Origin of the sequence: Rhizobium sp. NXC24 (assembly GCF_002944315.1) — a bacterium.
In the GTDB taxonomy this organism is placed as follows: domain Bacteria; phylum Pseudomonadota; class Alphaproteobacteria; order Rhizobiales; family Rhizobiaceae; genus Rhizobium.
Map to the genome: position 1 here is coordinate 472,557 of NZ_CP024313.1, position 16,530 is coordinate 489,086.

General features: G+C 56.8%; 18 protein-coding genes. 5 read left to right on the plus strand and 13 right to left on the minus strand.

From position 1 onward, the window contains the following. Positions 1 to 21 precede the first annotated feature (21 nt). Positions 22 to 630, plus strand: coding sequence for a TraH family protein (locus tag NXC24_RS23985; RefSeq protein WP_104825903.1), 609 nt, complete (start codon positions 22 to 24; stop codon positions 628 to 630). A 261-nt stretch (positions 631 to 891) separates the two neighbouring features. Here the strand turns inward: NXC24_RS23985 and NXC24_RS23990 are convergent, their stop codons facing one another. Beyond that, entirely contained in the window at positions 892 to 1,128 is a 237-nt protein-coding gene (locus NXC24_RS23990; RefSeq protein WP_104825904.1) for a helix-turn-helix transcriptional regulator, read from the minus strand. A gap of 249 nt (positions 1,129 to 1,377) precedes the next feature. Here NXC24_RS23990 and NXC24_RS23995 point away from each other — a divergent pair, with 249 nt between their 5' ends. Further along, positions 1,378 to 1,692, plus strand: coding sequence for a transcriptional repressor TraM (locus NXC24_RS23995; protein WP_104825905.1), 315 nt, complete (start codon positions 1,378 to 1,380; stop codon positions 1,690 to 1,692). Between the two features lie 3 nt (positions 1,693 to 1,695). Here NXC24_RS23995 and NXC24_RS24000 read toward each other — a convergent pair whose 3' ends face one another. From NXC24_RS24000 to traI, 12 genes are all read right to left on the minus strand, one after another. After that, positions 1,696 to 2,400, minus strand: coding sequence for an autoinducer binding domain-containing protein (locus tag NXC24_RS24000; protein ID WP_104825906.1), 705 nt, complete (start codon positions 2,398 to 2,400; stop codon positions 1,696 to 1,698). Positions 2,401 to 2,558: 158 nt separating this feature from the next. Further along, positions 2,559 to 3,860, minus strand: a complete 1,302-nt coding sequence (gene trbI, locus NXC24_RS24005; protein WP_104825907.1) for an IncP-type conjugal transfer protein TrbI — start codon at positions 3,858 to 3,860, stop codon at positions 2,559 to 2,561. Between the two features lie 10 nt (positions 3,861 to 3,870). Further along, complete coding sequence (gene trbH / locus NXC24_RS24010; protein WP_104825908.1) at positions 3,871 to 4,305, minus strand: conjugal transfer protein TrbH; 435 nt, start codon at positions 4,303 to 4,305, stop codon at positions 3,871 to 3,873. 3 nt (positions 4,306 to 4,308) lie between these two features. Then, a complete protein-coding gene (trbG, locus tag NXC24_RS24015) occupies positions 4,309 to 5,121 on the minus strand; it encodes a P-type conjugative transfer protein TrbG (RefSeq protein WP_104825909.1) in 813 nt (270 codons plus the stop codon). 16 nt (positions 5,122 to 5,137) lie between these two features. Beyond that, positions 5,138 to 5,800: a conjugal transfer protein TrbF gene (locus NXC24_RS24020; RefSeq protein WP_104825910.1), complete on the minus strand. Its 663-nt coding sequence runs from the start codon at positions 5,798 to 5,800 to the stop codon at positions 5,138 to 5,140. 24 nt (positions 5,801 to 5,824) lie between these two features. Then, a complete protein-coding gene (gene trbL / locus NXC24_RS24025) occupies positions 5,825 to 7,003 on the minus strand; it encodes a P-type conjugative transfer protein TrbL (protein ID WP_104825911.1) in 1,179 nt (392 codons plus the stop codon). Positions 7,004 to 7,007: 4 nt separating this feature from the next. After that, the gene (gene trbJ, locus NXC24_RS24030; RefSeq protein WP_104825912.1) at positions 7,008 to 7,811 is read right to left on the minus strand and encodes a P-type conjugative transfer protein TrbJ; all 804 of its coding nucleotides are present in this window, start codon (positions 7,809 to 7,811) and stop codon (positions 7,008 to 7,010) included. Continuing rightward, positions 7,783 to 10,239 (minus strand): conjugal transfer protein TrbE, encoded by a 2,457-nt coding sequence (locus tag NXC24_RS24035; RefSeq protein ID WP_104825913.1) that lies wholly within the window; start codon positions 10,237 to 10,239, stop codon positions 7,783 to 7,785. Before NXC24_RS24035 ends, trbJ begins: the two co-directional genes overlap by 29 nt. 9 nt (positions 10,240 to 10,248) lie before the next feature. Next, positions 10,249 to 10,548: a conjugal transfer protein TrbD gene (locus NXC24_RS24040; RefSeq protein ID WP_104825914.1), complete on the minus strand. Its 300-nt coding sequence runs from the start codon at positions 10,546 to 10,548 to the stop codon at positions 10,249 to 10,251. Next, a complete protein-coding gene (locus tag NXC24_RS24045) occupies positions 10,541 to 10,924 on the minus strand; it encodes a TrbC/VirB2 family protein (protein WP_104825915.1) in 384 nt (127 codons plus the stop codon). Before NXC24_RS24045 ends, NXC24_RS24040 begins: the two co-directional genes overlap by 8 nt. Further along, entirely contained in the window at positions 10,914 to 11,891 is a 978-nt protein-coding gene (gene trbB, locus NXC24_RS24050; RefSeq protein WP_104825916.1) for a P-type conjugative transfer ATPase TrbB, read from the minus strand. The genes NXC24_RS24045 and trbB overlap by 11 nt, the downstream gene beginning before the upstream one ends. Continuing rightward, the gene (traI, locus tag NXC24_RS24055) at positions 11,888 to 12,526 is read right to left on the minus strand and encodes an acyl-homoserine-lactone synthase TraI (RefSeq protein ID WP_104825917.1); all 639 of its coding nucleotides are present in this window, start codon (positions 12,524 to 12,526) and stop codon (positions 11,888 to 11,890) included. The genes trbB and traI overlap by 4 nt, the downstream gene beginning before the upstream one ends. A 376-nt stretch (positions 12,527 to 12,902) precedes the next feature. Here traI and repA point away from each other — a divergent pair, with 376 nt between their 5' ends. From repA to repC, 3 genes are all read left to right on the plus strand, one after another. Continuing rightward, positions 12,903 to 14,123, plus strand: coding sequence for a plasmid partitioning protein RepA (repA, locus tag NXC24_RS24060; RefSeq protein WP_104825918.1), 1,221 nt, complete (start codon positions 12,903 to 12,905; stop codon positions 14,121 to 14,123). Positions 14,124 to 14,182: 59 nt separating this feature from the next. Beyond that, complete coding sequence (gene repB, locus NXC24_RS24065; RefSeq protein WP_104825919.1) at positions 14,183 to 15,154, plus strand: plasmid partitioning protein RepB; 972 nt, start codon at positions 14,183 to 14,185, stop codon at positions 15,152 to 15,154. A 161-nt stretch (positions 15,155 to 15,315) separates the two neighbouring features. Then, on the plus strand, positions 15,316 to 16,530 hold the full coding sequence (repC, locus tag NXC24_RS24070; RefSeq protein ID WP_104825920.1) for a plasmid replication protein RepC: 1,215 nt from the start codon (positions 15,316 to 15,318) through the stop codon (positions 16,528 to 16,530).

Below are 16,530 nucleotides of genomic sequence, written 5' to 3' on the forward strand. Positions count from 1 at the left end.
TGTTCTTTCATTGGAGACGTCATGCTTGACGCTGCCCTAATCCAACAATGCGCCGACCCCTCCTTAGCATCCACGATCGTCGAGCAGTTCGTGACAGCCGCTGGGTCGGCCGACCCCCTTGCCGTCACAGTCAAATCAGACGGCCGGTTGATTCTAGTTCCGAAGGCAACGTCGGCCGACGAAGCCATGGCGATCGTTCGGCAGTATGTTGAGCAAGCTGAGGTTCGCGTCGGCCTGACCCAGTTTCCAGCCGGTGTCGGCGTGAAGGAGGCAGCCGATCTGACGCTGGATTTGGTGGATACCTGCGAGAACCTGCGCAAGGGCACGACGATGTTCGCCAAGGTCCTGCGCATTGTTGCTAGATGGTACGGCAATCCGAAGAGCGATGACGTCTTCCGCCAGATTTTCGAAGATGCGCTCTATGCCTGGAAGACCGGGGAATTCGAAGGAGTGCGTGTATTTCAAGCGCAGGATCCAGGAGCCTCCATCGAATTGCCTCGGCAAAGCGAAGCGCGTTCCGTCGATGGACAACCAGTCGCCGTGACCACTCCCGAGAAGCGGACGAAGGTGAATGAGAATATTGGTCAAGCCGGAATTCGGATCGATCTTTCGAGGATTGGAGGCAAATAAGCACTCGAATTTCTTACGTCGAAAACGGCGCGACGGATGGCGCATCCCCGGCATGCATAATCGTCCTCGATCGTCTGAAAGTTGAAGGGCAATTCCAAAGTGCCAACGCCAAAGGCGAAAAGGGTACCGCGTAACGTTCGCCGGATGGGATAACCTTTTATGGCTGCATAGCAATTCTGCCGGAGGATGACGGATCATTCGAGGACACCCCGAGCATTGCGTCCTTGGTTGCCTTGTTTTCGGTTCCCAACTCTGTACTCGTCATCCCAATGGCTTAATTTTTGTCTCAGGCCGACGTTTCAGCAATTCAGACGCCTCAACACCTAAGACCGTCGCCAGGCGATCGACGACGTCGATGCTTGCATTATAGACACTGCGCTCCAGAGAACTGATATAAGTTCGATCGATACCTGCCCGAAACGCAAGCTCTTCTTGCGACAGGCCTTTGGCTTGACGCGCAGCTTTCAGATTCCGTGCAAACACCTCTCGAATCTCCATGGTGGAGAAAGCAGCGGCTTGCAGAGTATTTCTCCACGGAGTATTCTCTACAACGGTGTTTCAGATATAGAATCTGCATATAGATCAGAGCGATGAGGCGTTCGCTGATGCCCTCTTCGTGCGAGCAATGAACTGTCGAGTTTATGGCCACCCATCTTACTGAAGGATGGGATGTATTTTGCAATGCGTATACGATACCGGAAGGTCTCGATCCTTGGCGGGTCGCAAACGAGGTAAGAGGAGAAGCGGATGGACAACGAGGTCTCATTCGAGACAAGCGGCAAAAGAGAGTCTCGTTATAGTGCGATGCGAGAAGCCGATTTGAAAGCGTTGGCAATTTCTGCGATCCGCGAGCACCGCCGACTTCTAGCCGCGGATGAAGCTGTCTACGAAGCGTGGACTCTTGCAACCGCCGACGCCTCGACTTCCAGCGACGTGCTCAAGAGCCTGCAAGATGAGTATCTCGATCGCCAAAAGAAGTCAGAAGCCCAGCAGGAAGAACTCTCGGAAATCATCGATGCGCTTGGTTATGTTCCTGATGTGCCCTCCGAAAACGACGAATGATGGTTACACCAAACCGCGGTCCTTCGCGATTGCCACGAGCTGAGGGATCGTCGCAGCATCCAGCTTCTTGCGTGCGCTATCGAAATAGTGCTGCACTGTTCTTGGGGTAATTCCCATTAAGAAGGCAATCTCCCACGCCTTTTTACCCTTTGCCGCCCACGTAAGACACATCGCTTCCCTTGGTGAAAGCAGCCGGCCGGGTGCGACGATCGTCGACGCAGCTATGATCTTCAGGCGATAGTGAACTGCCAACACGGCCTGCAGCGGGTTTAGTTGCTTCTGACATTTTGAAATATCAGCTTTGTGCCCCGAGGAAGCGAATGTCAGCATAATGATTGAGCCGAAACTGCCTTGAACGGGAACCGTCACCCCACTGCGAATGCCATGTTCGACCGCTTCATCCCGAAAACGCTTGAACTCAGAGCTCCCACGAGACGGCCAGTCATCGATCGCCCACGAAAACATTTCCATCCGGCGTTTGGCTTCCGTTACGACCGGATCCACCCGAGAATATTGGTTGCGTAGGTAAATTTTCTGCCATTTCTCGGGATAGGAACTGAGCGCGCGGGCGCTAAGGCCTTCCGTTTGCAGATAGGCAAAGAATTGAAATCCACACGAATGAACGAAGCCTTTGAGCCCGCGTTTGATCATCCGTTCATCGTATGAAGCTTCAACCATGTCAATGAGAGCGCTTAAGGCTGGATCCACAGACCTGTCTCCTTTCTGTTGTACGTGAAGGCGCCCCCGCTCCTTCGGAAGTGATACAGATCTGCGCTCACCAGCGCAAACGTCTATTCACCTCTATTTCGCAATCAAACCTTCTGACTAAGAGATGAAGTTAAACAAAGACTTTTTCTGATGCTGTATCACTGACTGCTGTAGGCAGAGGGGAAGACGATATCCTGATCGACCAAGACATTGAACTCGTATCCCGGCCGGATCTGGATTGTCGGCTGAACGTTCAAGTTCTTCGAGATGGTCTGCTCGGCAACGCGACCGAAGGTGTCCGCGAAATTCCGTCTGGCGGCATCGGAGGCCGTGTCCTGGGTGGCAAGCGTCGTGCTTTTGGGCATCGACATGTCGATGCCGGTTCCAAGTATCGCGACAAGTGCTGCCGAACTCCACGTGCGCCAGAGATGCCGATCGACCTTATCCTTGAAGCCGCCATATCCCGCCCCATCGGTCCCAGCCATGGCGCCGATCTGCAGCGTCGAGCCATTCGGGAAGATCAGATCAGTCCAGACGACGAGCACGCGCTCCTGGCCAAAGGAAACCTTGGAATCGTAACGGCCGAACAACTTGGCTCCCTGCGGGATCAGGAGCCGGTAGCCGGTGGCGCTATCATAGACATTCTGACTGATCTGCGCGGCAATCCGGCCCGGAAGGTCTGAGTTGAGACCTGTGATCAACGTGGCTGGAATGACCGAGCCGCGCTTCAGCTCATACGGCGACATCTGCGGCACGATCTTATTCGGCAAATAGCCAAGATCCTTGATGTCCTGATTGAAGAAATCCTCCTTCGAACTTTGGGCATTCGGGTCGACGTTTTGGCCCATCAGCCCGGATTTCGACGCGGCGGTGTAGAGATCCGAGGCATTGTTGGCTGTCGTCGTTGAAGTCTGACGACCGGCGTCTGTGGAACTTTTAGCGGCTTTCTCGACGTCAGAAATATCTACCTTCAAAGGCGAGTCCAAAGCCGTTGCCCGCGCCTGCAGGCGAGCCATCCGCAGGCGCTGAGCTTCACGGATATATTGTTCATCCTGCTCCCGCTTTAGGCGCGCTCTCCATTCCTCCTCTGATTCGAGCTGCGGGCGTCTTTCTTGCCGTTCCGTGGGCCGGCGGTCTATAACAGGCGCTCCCTTCTCCACCTTCTGTTCGACGGTGGGTGTTGGCTGGAACACTTCCCGCTCACCTGGCTCGCCGATGATTCCGTCACTGATGCCGCGCTTGAGCTGGTCACCGAAGTTCGTCGCCGGTGTATTCAAGGTGCTGTCGATCTCGTTGCTCCAGTGGAAGGGAAGTCCTCGCCATGATAGGCCGATCACGACCACGCCGAAGAACAGCGCGATGAGGACCGTGGCGATAATAATTGGTAGCCGATTGAGGCGAAGCATGCCTTTCTGACCGTCGGCTTGCTTTGAAGGGCCGAGCTGGAGCGATTGGATCATACCCTTCCCCTCAAATACGCTGCATGATGGAGAGCGGACTTGCCGGCGTCGCACCGGCTGCCGTTGCTTTGTATGCGCGGCCAAGGGTAATGGACGGTGTTGACAGCCGCGCGAGTACCTGATCTTGAGTGCCATCGATCGAGTAAGTGAGCTCGACCGGTTTCACGTCCTTTCCAACTTTGCCGTCGGTTAGAACGGTGTAGCCAAAGCCCTTTAGGGCCGCCTGGAGTGCCGTCGCAAACTCCGATGTGTCCTTTTCCATCTTGATTGTCGTCGAGCTCACGGGGCCGATCTGCTCGGCGAGCCGGCTTGCCATGTCGCCGGCGATGGCACTTGCGGCGGGCCCGGAGACCGGCGCGGCGTTTAACCTGGCGTCCAACCCATCCTCTTCAGTTTGGCATGCGGTGAGAAAGCCGCTGATGATGATGACGAGAAGCTTGTGCATAGCTCAGCCTCCCCGCCGAACGGTGATCTTCTGCTGGCGCCAGCCGACGCCGGAGACGAGGATCGCCTCGTCGACGGCATAATCGACGATCATCAAGTCGTTCTTCATGCGGTAATTGACGATGCGGCTCTGGCCACCGTGGATCACGAACAGCACCGGTGCATCCTGACCTGAGATCGACTTCGAAAACTGGATGTAAGTTTTCACGCCATCCGAATAGACCCGCTTCGGCTTCCATGACGCGCTCCCGCTGATGGAATAGGAAAAGTTCAGCTTATCGGACGCCGTACCGGGGAAGCCGCCGGTCTCAAGGCGTGAATTTACATCTGCGAGCTTGGCCGAGACATCCTCGGTATATTCGAAGCCGACGCGTGCCATGTACTGGCTCGGATGTGACTTGAGCTGGATGTGATAGGTACGTCGCGACGTCGTGACCACCATCGAGGTGACAAGACCTGCTTCCGACGGCTTGACGATCAGATGGATCGCTTGGCCGCCGATTGCACCGGAGGTGGCGGGCTCCACCTTCCAGCGAACAGTGTCTCCAACGAGAACATCTCGGACGATCTCGCCGCCTTGCAATTCGATATCGCAGACCTGCAGCGGCGAGCAGACCACGGATGGCTGCGTCTCCCCGAATAGGAAAATGACCTTTCCGTCCGGTCCCGTGGTCACGAGGCCGGGCGTGCCGCGCCATTTGCTCGACAGCTTGGTTCCCTTGACCTCGTTCGATGTCATGGTTTGGGCATGAGCGCCCATTGCAAAGGCGAGTCCGGCCATACAGCCTGCGGCCGCGATCAATCCTGTTCTGTGCATGTCAAATCCCCTGCCCTCAAAGCTGTGCCGTCCAGTCAAAATCCCTAACGTAGAGGCCGATCGGATTGAGGCGGATGGTCGCCTCGTCCTGCGGCGCGGTAAGCGTAACTGTCGCGATTCCGCGGAACCGGCGCGTGCCGGTTTCCTTGCCTTTTCGGTCCCGTTCGTATTCGGTCCAGTCGATCTGATAAGTCTGGTTGGAGAGCGCCACGATATTGTTGACCTCGATGGCAACGGTCGAAGACTTGGCTCTCTCGAAAGGCGAATTGCTCCGGAACCAGTCATTGATCTTCTGCGTCGATGGATCGGAGGTCCGAAGCAGGGCGTATGTCCGGTCGATATATTGCTTCTGCACGACGGCGTCCGGCGTGATCGAACGGAAGCTGGTCACGAAATTGCCGAGTGTGGCGCGCACCACCCGGACATCGGCGTATTCGATCTGTTCGGGGAAACCTGCTGTTACCGCCGTGCCCAGTTTGTCGACCTGGACAATATAGGGCACCAGCTTGACCTGAGTGCTGAGATACATCGAATATCCGAAGCCGATCACAGCCATGGTGAGGCCGAGAATACCGACGATGCGCCACGCGGCGGCCGCCTGCACATAGGTGCCGTATCGCTCGCTCCATTCCTGGCGCGCAGCAAGATACGGATTTTCGGGGGCGCGGTTCGCTGCCATCGGTCCTTCACTTTCTGATTGCTGTTAGTCTTTGCGTTCGGGGGGCGGCTTTGGTCCGCTATGCCCGCTACGCGCCTGGTCGAGCTTGGCGTTGGCGAGACCGAGGATTGAACCTGCATAGGCGCCCGGCGAACCGATCGCCTTTTCCTTCGCGGCAGAGCCCGTTGCTTGTCCGGCGGAACCGATGCCCGCGCCGACCCCACGAAGCATGGCGCCGGCAATCGACGATCCCGCCGCTCGCGCGCTTTGAGCTGCCGCGAATCCAGCGCCGGCGGCACCAGCCGCAAGAAATCCAGCGCCTGTGGCAAAGGATGCGGCCTGTCCACCGTGTCTGATCGTTTCCATCCCGCCTGAGACCGACGCACCTTGGACGACGCCTTGCATGATATTCGGAACGTAGATCGCGACGATGAAGACGACGACGGCAATACCAGAGATTGCGAGCGCGGTCTGGAATTGATCACCAATGTCGGGTTCGTTTGCCAATCCGATCAGCACTTCCGACCCAATGCGCGAGATCATGACAAGTGCCATGAGCTTCATTCCGACTGAGAAGGCATAGATCAGATATCGAATTGCGAAGTCCTTGGTATAGGACGCACCACCGAGACCAAGCATGATCATGCCGGCAAGCAGGCCGATATACATTTCAACCATCACGGAAACGAAGATCGCGGCAACAAGTGAGAACGAGATGACCACGACGACCATTGCAAAAGCAGCCGAGATCGCCAACGCGTTGTCCTCAAAAAGACCGAACTGTATCTTTTCCGACATCTTCGTTGCGACGGCGAGTCCAGCATTGAAGACGTCCGCAGGGGAGGCCGTGCCGCCTCCAGCCCCAATCTGAAACAAACTATCCACCACTGCCTTCGCAAAGGTCGGCCCCTGTCCCAAAACGAAGGCAAAAAAGCCGACAAATATGATCCGCCGGACAAGCTCGGCAAACCAGCTGTCTAGCGAAGCTGCCTGTAATGCGAGCCAGACCGCGGCGATGCCAATCTCGATTGTCGCGAGGATCCAGAACAAGGATTTCGCCGCATCCATGACAGTGGTTTCCCACCCCTTTGCGGCCGTGGTGATTTGGCTCTGTAATGAGGTCAGCACTGAACCTTCCTGGGCGACTGCTGGCTGTGCTGCCAGCATGCAGAAGGTGGCAACCACCATCACGGCGCGGAGCCGCCGAAGACATATTGTTGTCATGTGCTTACCACTCGACTTTCATCTTTTCGCCGCCGGAGGTGGAAGGGGCAGTCCCGCTGAAGAATTTCTCACGTCGCGCCTGCGCAAGGTCCTTGTCGGTCTGTTCGGTCTGAAACCAGGTTCCCATCATAGTCATTTGCTGTGAGACAAGGGCGCGAAGCTTCTGCATCTGCGCAATCTGTTGCGCAGCGATCTCGTGCCCAACCTGCAGAGCCTTCATCTGCCCGTCGGCGGTCTCAGACATCGACCTCAGTGAGGCCATCGTGCCTTCCTCATTGTCGAACTGTTCGGCCGTGAGGCTTGCCGCCTTTAACGTGCTTGCGATCGTATCCCGGTTGGTATCCGACCAGGACTGATATGCAGTTGAGAAAGAAGCATTGTCTGGCAAGTTGGTCTTGAGGCTTGAGTAGCTCTGAAAACGTTGTTGCAGCACATCATCCGCATTGCCCATGGAAAACGAGATGCTCTGCCCCCCATCGACGATGCTGCGTAATTGGTTGAGATCGCTTTCGACCTGCCCCCACATATGCGACGGAAGCGTCGCCGTGTTCTGGAGGAGGTTTTGGTAGATATTCAGCTGCGTTTCGATCTGTTGTGCGAGCTGGCTTATCTGGGTGAGCTGGTTCTGGATCTGCTCGCCGGACTTCCCGACCAAAGCGACCAGCTCGCCATTATTGAGGACCTGCGTCCACTCGGTGGCGGCACCCGTGGCAGTTCCAGCATTTGCGGGCACGACCGCGCCGGCCATCAATGCGACAGCCGCCAGGCCAGCGAGCAATCTATTCGAGGTTGAGCAGCGCTGCGGCATCGTGAACTCCTCTCGTTCGTAGCCAGTGGATCGGCCAGTCGCGGCCGTGTTTGGAACTGAGCGTGCGGATGCGCTTCAGGTCCTCCTTGCCGGATGCGCCAACGAAACTGAGCGCCACGGGGCCGAGCGACATGTCGAAGAGCCGCCGGCCCTCAGGGGTGGCGACGTAATATTCTCGCTTAGGAATCGCATTCGAAACGATCTCGATCTGTGTCTCGTTGAAGCCGATCCGCTCATAGAACTCGCGCGTCCCAGGCTCACCTGCGGCGCCGTTCGGCAGGCAGATTTTCGTGGGACAGGATTCCTTCAACACGTCGATGATCCCGGAACGCTCAGCATCCGAGATTGACTGAGTGGCGAGCACAACGGCGCAATTTAGTCTACGAAGCACCTTCAACCATTCCCGGATTTTGTCGCGAAATTTCGGATGCCCAAGTGGCACCCATCCTTCGTCGAGGATGATCAGGCTCGGCGACCCATCCAACCGCTTCTCAATGCGACGGAAAAGGTAGGTCAGGACTGGCACGAGATTTCGCTCGCCCATATTCATCAGCTGCTCGATCTCGAAGGTCTGAAAGGCACCGAGCGAGAGGCCGTCCTCCTCGGCATCGAGCAGTTGACCCATTGGACCGTCGACCGTGTAGTGATGGAGCGCGTCCTTGATCTCGCGCATCTGTACGCCGCTCACAAAGTCCGAGAGAGATCGACCCGGTGCACTGGCCATCAAGCCAATCTGGCGAGAGATCGCATTGCGGTGGTCCGGAGTGATGGTCACGCCCTGCAGCGCGATCAACATCTCGATCCATTCCGCGGCCCAGGCGCGATCTACATCACTGGAGAGGTCCGATAGCGGGCAAAAGGCCAGCGCCTTTTCCGCTTTTTGCGTGTCTCCGCCAATCTCGTAGTGATCGCCGCCGGCAGCAAGCGTCAGCGGCAGAAGGGAATTGCCCTTGTCGAAGGCAAATATCTGCGCGCGTTCATAGCGCCGGAATTGCGCCGCTATCAACGCTAAGAGCGTCGACTTGCCCGATCCAGTCGGTCCGAAGATCAGGGTATGACCGACGTCATCGACATGGAGGTTGAGCCGGAACGGTGTCGAGCCGCTCGCCACCTGCATCAGCGGCGGCGAACTCGGCGGATAAAATGGGCAGGGGGCGACGGGGTGGCCCGACCAGACTGAATTGAGCGGGATGAGATCGGCAAGATTGCTGGTGTTGATCAGTGGCTCCCGCACATTGCAATACCAATTGCCCGGCAGACTTCCGAGAAATGCGTCCGTCGCGTTGAGTGTTTCGATCCGTGCTCCGAAACCCTCGGCCTGAACCAGCCGGCGAATGGCCTCTGCCTTTTCCTGTAATGCTTTGCGATCGAGATCGAAGAGAACGACGACGGGCGTGTAGTAGCCGTATGCGACCAACTGCGACGAAGCCCGGGCGATGGCGTCTTCCGTCTCGGCCACCATGGTCATGGCGTCCTGATCGACCGAACGGCTCTGCGTCTGAAAAAGCTGATCGAAGAATGGGCGCACCTTCTGCTGCCATTTCTTGCGGGTCCGCTCCAGTTTCTGTCTGGCCTCCTGCGCGTCGAGGAAAATGAAGCGCGAAGACCAGCGATAGGTCAGCGGCATAAGATCGAGGCTGTTCAAGATCCCCGGCCAGCTCTCAGCCGGCAGGCCGTCGATCGCGACGACACCAAGGAAGCGGCTTTCAATCTTTGGGGTTAGTCCATGCTCGAGCTCGGCCGTCGCGATCCAGTCGAGATACATGGGCGCATCCGGCAGCCGGATCGGATGGTTGTCACCAGTGATGCAGAAGCGAACGAATTGCAGCAGTTCGTCGTAGCGGGCAACCCGCACCCCTCCCCTCTCGACAGCCTCCCGCGTTTCCATGCGACGGATCGAAAGCGTGTTGGCGAAATACTGCTCAATCTCGCGGACCGCATTCTTGAAAAAGAACAGCACCGTGTCGGCATAGGTCTTCTTGCGGCTCTCCTCGTCCGAGTAGATGTATTTGCTGAGCGCCGTTTTTTTGGATTCGAGCGGTCGATAGGTCAGGATCAGCGCGTGTTTACTCTCGAAATGCCCCTGTTCGCGCGCGAAATGCGCACGCCGCTCGGCGTCGATCGCGCGCGTGACCGCGTCGGGAAAGTGGCAACGATCGTCCGACGGATAGTCGAATGTCGGAATGCGCACGGCTTCGACCTGGATCATCCAGCCGCTTCCGAGACGCGAGAGGATTGTATTGATATGGCGCGACAGTTCGTTGCGCTCGAGGGCCGTGGCGCTTTCTGAATCCGGTCCCGCAAAATACCAGCCGGCCATCAGGCTTCCGTCTTTCAACAGGAGAACACCATTGTCGACGAGGCCGGCATAGGGGACGAGATCCGCAAAGGATGGGTCGGTGGCCCGGAAGCGTTTGAGAGCGACCATGCCTTCCTCTCAATACCGGCGCCACGGCGAGGAGGTCGCCTTGTAGTAATGCTTGTACGAGATATGGCGGACATAGACCTGTCGCATGAGCGGATCGGCCTTTGCCATCATCCTCAGGAGCCCGACGACGACGATCCAGACGGCAACGCCGAAGAGCGCCGAATAGATGGTGAGGACGACGAAGATGAGGATGGCTGCGGCCAGGCCGGTGATCAGCACCAGTTCCCGGTCCGCGCCCACCAGAAGGTTGGGGCGCGACAGCGCGCGGTGGATGCGGTTCCGCTGCAGACCGGACGCGGACTCAGCCATTTGTCACTCCTGCGCTTTGCAAGCCGTCCGAGGCGATCAGGTCCTTCGTCAGGCCTATTGAAGCTCCAGTCGCGCCGAACAGGCCCACGATGGTCGTGGCACCGAGCAGAATGCCGGCGACGAGAACCACGTATACAAGTCGCCGCGCGAAGTCGTTCAGCTCCCCACCAAATATGAGCATGCCGCCGGCTATGGCGACAGCCGCAAGTGCGATGTATCCTGCGACAGGCCCGGTGATCGACTCTTGAATTTGCTGCAGTGGTCCTTCCCAGGGCAGTCCGCCACCGCCCGAACTGGCGAGTGCCGGATCAAACGAAGCGAGAATTGTCGTCAGGACATAGAATGTGACCTTGGCGAGCGAAGGCTTACGCGACATGTCGGGCCTCCTCTTCTTCATCGAGTTGGTCTGAACCGATCTCGTATCGGCCCTCCGCGAACCGTTCGATGTGGATGACGTCTCGAACCCGCCGCCCGTGCGGTGTCCGTTCAATGGAGATGATGAGGTCGACTGCGTCACCGATAACCTCGTGCATCGGCTGCTGGCTTGCTTCTGCGGTCAGTTGTTCAAGGCGGCGGAGCGCCGACATGGCGGTGTTCGAGTGAATTGTCGCGATGCCTCCTGGATGACCGGTGTTCCACGCCTTCAGCAGGGTCAACGCGGCACCGTCGCGGACTTCGCCGACGACAATCCTATCGGGGCGCAGTCGCATCGTGCTCTTCAGCAGTCGCGCCATATCAACGGTATCGCTGGTATGCAGTAGAACGGCGTTCTCGGCCGAACAATGAATTTCGGCGGTGTCTTCGAGGATCACCAAACGGTCTTCGGGGGTGAATCTGACGATCTCATCGATCAACGCGTTCGCAAGCGTCGTTTTGCCAGAACCGGCGCCTCCGGATACAATGATGTTTCGCCTTTTGGAAATTGCTTTTCGGATCATCAAGGCGTGGTATCCCGTCAGCGCGCCTGACCGCACATATTCTTCGAGCGGAATTAGGCGTGGGGCACGGCGGCGGATCGTAAAGGCTGGCTTGGCGACCGCTGGTGGTAAAAGGCCCTCGAAGCGGTGCCCACCTATCGGGAGCTCGCCGGAGATGATGGGTTGCTTCGTGTCTACCTGGGATTGAAGGAAATGCGCCACAATTCCGATCACCGTTTCCGCCGCGACGGGCGACATTTCGCCGGCCGCCGTAACGCCGTGAGTGAGGCGCTCAATAAAGAGCTTTCCGTCCGGATTGAGCATTATTTCGATCACATCCACGTCTCCCAGTGCGGCGCACAGCGTATGGCCGAGCGCGTTTTGAAGTTTGCAGACAAGCCGGTGGTGAGAGCGGAGCTGGTTCACGGACCTCTCCTTTTCCGCTGCCCATCTGGGGAGAAGAATTCAGAACGGTAATTGGATGGACGAAGCCTGAGGAATGTCTCGGCGTTCACCGGCAAGGTGCCCGCGACGGCAATTGTGTTGCCAACGTTCTTGGGTTCGCCCAATCGCGACAGGTGCCATCCAACGCGCGCAAGGATCCGCTCGAATCGAAGATCGGTCACCGTGACGAGCTCCGTGTATTCATTTGCGATGCACCATTCGATGATGCCCGCGAACATGGTCAAAGTGGCCTCGTGGACGAGACCCCCTCCGCGAAGATCGACCAAGGTGGTGTCCACGCAAAAGCGGGAGCTTTCGATCATACATGGATGGGCGTTTAGGTGTCCGTGCGTTAGCAGTGACGAAAAGACATGCGTCACCATCGTCGGACCCATGGCCGGCAAGAGCCTAGCGCATCCTGCCACACGAGCGCCGTCCGATACGGCGAGTATGTAAGTAGGCTGGAGAGCGTCGAAGGCGTCCGCTTCCCGGCCGTCAATAACACCGACCTCCCAACCCAACCGATTTGAAAACACCTGAGCTCGAAGTCGATGATGTGCTTCGAGAAGGTGTTGTGCGGGAAGCCCCTGTCTTGTCGATATCGCAACAACCTTCATGCTGATCTCCGTCGTTTAAATTTATCGACAAAGAGCAGCACGGATTAGAACGGCGGGGCAGTTGTAGAATCCTACAAGGTATTTCGGTGAGTCGCGCGGTTTTGGGCGAGAACGCACTGATCTGATCTCGCGTGTTATCCCCTTAGTTGTAGGAATCACCAGTGAACAAATAAGCAACGAAAGTTGCATCGCGGGACTGTAACAGATTGGATTCGCAAGGGAAACACCGACAGCGGCGTTAACCATAGGTCAAAGGGCCTCCCGCCTATTAACAGTTTATTAGCCGCATTTTCCTTGCCGGCCCGGGAGAATCGGACATAATAACGGTTCAGTGGCATTATCGGGCCGAAAACCGTTATCTGAAAGATTTCTGACAATGAACGCTAATTCGATGGCTTCGCTTAAGATGCCGATGCACTTTGAAGATCAAATCCTTGAACAGGGTGATTTGATTTCGAAAAAGCTGCACCTACTTAGCGTACAACGATTCCCGCCGAACGCGAAAAAGACATTGCGAAGCTTCTCGCTGGCAGAGGTCGCGACCTATGTCGGCGTATCGCAAAGCACACTGAAAAAGCTGCATCTGGAGGGAAAGGGCCCCTCCCCTCAAACCTCGTCCTCGGGCCGTCGCTCCTATACCGCCGAACAAATGTTGGAACTTCGCCAATATCTGGATACGCACGGTCGATCCGACAACCGCATGTATGTTCCCCATCGGCGCGGCGGTGAAAAGCTGCAGGTGCTTGCTGTAGTCAACTTCAAGGGAGGCTCGGGGAAAACCACGACCGCTGCCCATTTGGCGCAGTACCTGGCATTGACCGGGCATCGCGTCCTCGCGGTAGACCTCGACCCTCAAGCATCCCTTTCGTCTCTGCACGGTTTCCAACCGGAGCTCGATCAGATTGCGTCGATCTATGACGCAATTCGCTACGATGGCGCGAGAAAGCCAATCTCGGAAATCATCCAGACCACTAATTTTCCTGGATTGGACATCGTCCCTGCAAACCTGGATTTACAGGAGTATGAATACGACACGCCGCTCGCGATGTCTGATAAGTCTTCCAATGAAGGCAAAACGTTTTTCACCCGTATATCACGGGCTTTGGCTGAGGTCGACGATCGTTATGATGTCGTCGTCGTCGACTGTCCACCGCAGCTCGGATATTTGACGCTGACCGCACTGACCGCAGCCACAAGTGTTCTGATAACAATCCATCCGCAGATGCTCGATGTGATGTCGATGGGTCAGTTCCTGCTGATGCTTGGTGGAATTCTAAAGCCGATCCGTGCGGCTGGTGCGGAAGTGAACCTCTCCTGGTACAGATACCTGATTACGCGCTACGAGCCGACCGATGTTCCCCAAGCCCAGATGGTCGGCTTTATGTCCACGATGTTCCACGAGTTCATACTAAAGAACCAGATGGTGAAGTCGACGGCGGTTTCGGATGCCGGGATTACCAAGCAAACTCTGTACGAAGTTGATCGGGCATCCATGAACAGAGGCACGTATGACCGTGCGATGGAATCGTTGGATGCAGTGAATGCTGAGATTGCCGGCCTCGTTCACGAATCATGGGGGCGCCGATTTGTCGGCTGACAAAAACGGAATTTTTATGCGGAAAAACAAACAGCTAACGGCTGTTCGGAGCAAATGAGATGGCACGGAAAAATCTGCTCGAGGGACTTGCTGATCTGCATGAAGATAGCGCGGCACCCGCATATCCTATGCGAGGCGCAGGCAAATCTCTCGTGCGTTCGCTGGACGAGTTGGCAAAGCAAGCTGATAAATTTCTCGAAGGCGAGGCAATTATCGAACTCGATCCGGCACAAATTGAAGGCTCTTTCGTAAAGGATCGGATTTCAGACGACGACGGCGAGTATCAAGATCTGCTAGAGGCGATTCGGGTACGTGGGCAGGATACGCCTATTCTCGTGCGGCCCCACACGAAGGTCGATGGTCTTTATCAGGTCGTCTTCGGCCACAGACGGGTAAGAGCAGCAAGGGACCTCGGCAGAAAAGTCCGGGCTGTTGTCAAGGCAATCGACGATCGTTCCCATGTCATTGCTCAAGGTCAGGAAAATTCCGCGCGTGCGAATCTCTCTTTTATCGAAAGGGCGCTATTCGCCAAGCGTCTAGATGATCTTGGTTATGGCCGAGAGGTGATTTCCTTGGCATTGTCGGCGAATGCGGCTTCGATCTCGAAGATGATGACGGTGGCAGAGCGCATCTCGGCTGACGTCATAGAAAAAATCGGGTCAGCTCCCGGTGTGGGCCGAGAGCGTTGGGTAGAGCTTTCACTTCTGGTCGGAAAATTCGCCAATAGCGGCAAAGTGTCAGAAGTTTTGAGCACGGACGGCTTCGACGCATTGCCGTCTGATGAACGCTTTTCATCTCTGTACAAGGCACTCAACAGAACTGCGCGGCCTGTGAGGAAGGCGGAGGTTTCGACTCAAAAGGCGAAGTGGCAGCCCCGGGACAAGGCAGTGCAGGCTGAAATCAAGAATACGGGCAAAGCTTTCTCGCTCTCGATGAAGGCGAAGAATGCTGGCCGTTTCGGAGAATATCTTTCCCGCAATTTGGATGCGCTCTACGAGCAATTCCTCAAGGAGGGAAGCAAAGGAGACTGAAGCCGCAAAAGAAAAAGGCCCCCAAACGACCAAGTCGTGGAAGCCCTTCTCGTATTCCCTAAGCAAGATCGAGAATCGCATTTCCACGAATCCCTGTCAAGAGTCGTAACCGTCGATTTGGCGGGCGGATCTCTTTTGCCTCAATTAAGGTGAGAGAAAAAATGCAGATTGGAAGTGTGACGACGCCCTTCGGGCGGCGGCCGATGTCGCTTGCCCACGTAAGAGGGCAAATGAAAACGGCTGAGATGCGGCCGGGTAAGACGGCCGACAAATGGAAGATCTTTCGCGATGCCTCGGAGGCGAGGGCAGCGCTCGGCATTCAGGACCGCGCCCTTGCTGTTCTTGATGCGCTCTTGACCTTTTACCCGGATAATGAGCTTTCGGAAGAGCGCGGCCTGGTGGTGTTCCCGTCAAATGAACAGCTTTCCGTTCGAGCGCATGGTATTGCTGGCACGACATTGCGCCGACACCTTGCCGCACTCGTCGATGCTGGGCTGATCCAGCGCAAGGACAGTGCGAATGGCAAACGATACGCCCGAAAGGACAATGGCGGCCAGATCGAAGATGCGTTCGGCTTCAGCCTCGCGCCACTGCTTGCTCGGGCCGAAGAGCTTGCGCAGCTCGCGCAGCAGGTAGCGGCCGAGCGCCGGCACTTCCGCAGCGCCAAGGAAGCACTGACGATCTGCCGTCGCGATGTTCGTAAGCTGCTCACGGCTGCGATAGAAGAGGGCGCTTCTGGCGATTGGGAAAAGCTGGAAGATCACTACGTGCAGCTCCTCGCCCGCGTCCCCCGCTCCCCGACCCTCAAAGATATTGAATCCGTCCTCAACGAAATGCGAATGTTGCGTGAAGAGATCATCAACCAACTGGAAATTCAGGAAGATTCTCAAAAAACAGATGGCAATGATGCCCAGAATGGACGTCACATACAGAATTCAAAACCCGAATCCAGCAATGAACTTGAACCTCGCTCTGAAAAAGAGCCGGGGGCGAAGTCGAACCCAGACATTGGGCGGATGCGAGAGCCGATAAAGGCTTTTCCGCTGGCAATGGTGTTGCAGGCCTGCCCTGAAATTTCGAACTACGGGCCGGGCGGGGCGATCGGGAGCTGGCGCGATCTCATGTCAGCCGCAGTGGTCGTTCGATCGATGCTGGGCGTCAGTCCGAGCGCCTATCAAGATGGCTGCGAGGCACTGGGCGCCGAGAATGCTGCAGCCGTCATGGCCTGCATCCTCGAAAGGGCAGGGCACATCAACAATGCGGGCGGTTATTTGCGTGACCTCACCCGCAAGGCAGAACGCGGCGAGTTTTCACTTGGGCCGATGTTGATGGCGCTGATGCGAATGAATGGTTCGCCAGGCCGGAGAGCATCATGA

Bases quoted from the DNA above. Each gene is read 5' to 3' on its own strand.
- NXC24_RS23985 (WP_104825903.1), top strand. From the start codon at position 22: ATGCTTGACGCTGCCCTAATCCAACAATGCGCCGACCCCTCCTTAGCA.
- NXC24_RS23990 (WP_104825904.1), bottom strand. From the start codon at position 1,128: ATGGAGATTCGAGAGGTGTTTGCACGGAATCTGAAAGCTGCGCGTCAA.
- NXC24_RS23995 (WP_104825905.1), top strand. From the start codon at position 1,378: ATGGACAACGAGGTCTCATTCGAGACAAGCGGCAAAAGAGAGTCTCGT.
- trbI (WP_104825907.1), bottom strand. From the start codon at position 3,860: ATGATCCAATCGCTCCAGCTCGGCCCTTCAAAGCAAGCCGACGGTCAG.
- trbH (WP_104825908.1), bottom strand. From the start codon at position 4,305: ATGCACAAGCTTCTCGTCATCATCATCAGCGGCTTTCTCACCGCATGC.
- trbG (WP_104825909.1), bottom strand. From the start codon at position 5,121: ATGCACAGAACAGGATTGATCGCGGCCGCAGGCTGTATGGCCGGACTC.
- NXC24_RS24020 (WP_104825910.1), bottom strand. From the start codon at position 5,800: ATGGCAGCGAACCGCGCCCCCGAAAATCCGTATCTTGCTGCGCGCCAG.
- trbL (WP_104825911.1), bottom strand. From the start codon at position 7,003: ATGACAACAATATGTCTTCGGCGGCTCCGCGCCGTGATGGTGGTTGCC.
- trbJ (WP_104825912.1), bottom strand. From the start codon at position 7,811: ATGCCGCAGCGCTGCTCAACCTCGAATAGATTGCTCGCTGGCCTGGCG.
- NXC24_RS24035 (WP_104825913.1), bottom strand. From the start codon at position 10,239: ATGGTCGCTCTCAAACGCTTCCGGGCCACCGACCCATCCTTTGCGGAT.
- NXC24_RS24040 (WP_104825914.1), bottom strand. From the start codon at position 10,548: ATGGCTGAGTCCGCGTCCGGTCTGCAGCGGAACCGCATCCACCGCGCG.
- NXC24_RS24045 (WP_104825915.1), bottom strand. From the start codon at position 10,924: ATGTCGCGTAAGCCTTCGCTCGCCAAGGTCACATTCTATGTCCTGACG.
- traI (WP_104825917.1), bottom strand. From the start codon at position 12,526: ATGAAGGTTGTTGCGATATCGACAAGACAGGGGCTTCCCGCACAACAC.
- repA (WP_104825918.1), top strand. From the start codon at position 12,903: ATGAACGCTAATTCGATGGCTTCGCTTAAGATGCCGATGCACTTTGAA.
- repB (WP_104825919.1), top strand. From the start codon at position 14,183: ATGGCACGGAAAAATCTGCTCGAGGGACTTGCTGATCTGCATGAAGAT.
- repC (WP_104825920.1), top strand. From the start codon at position 15,316: ATGCAGATTGGAAGTGTGACGACGCCCTTCGGGCGGCGGCCGATGTCG.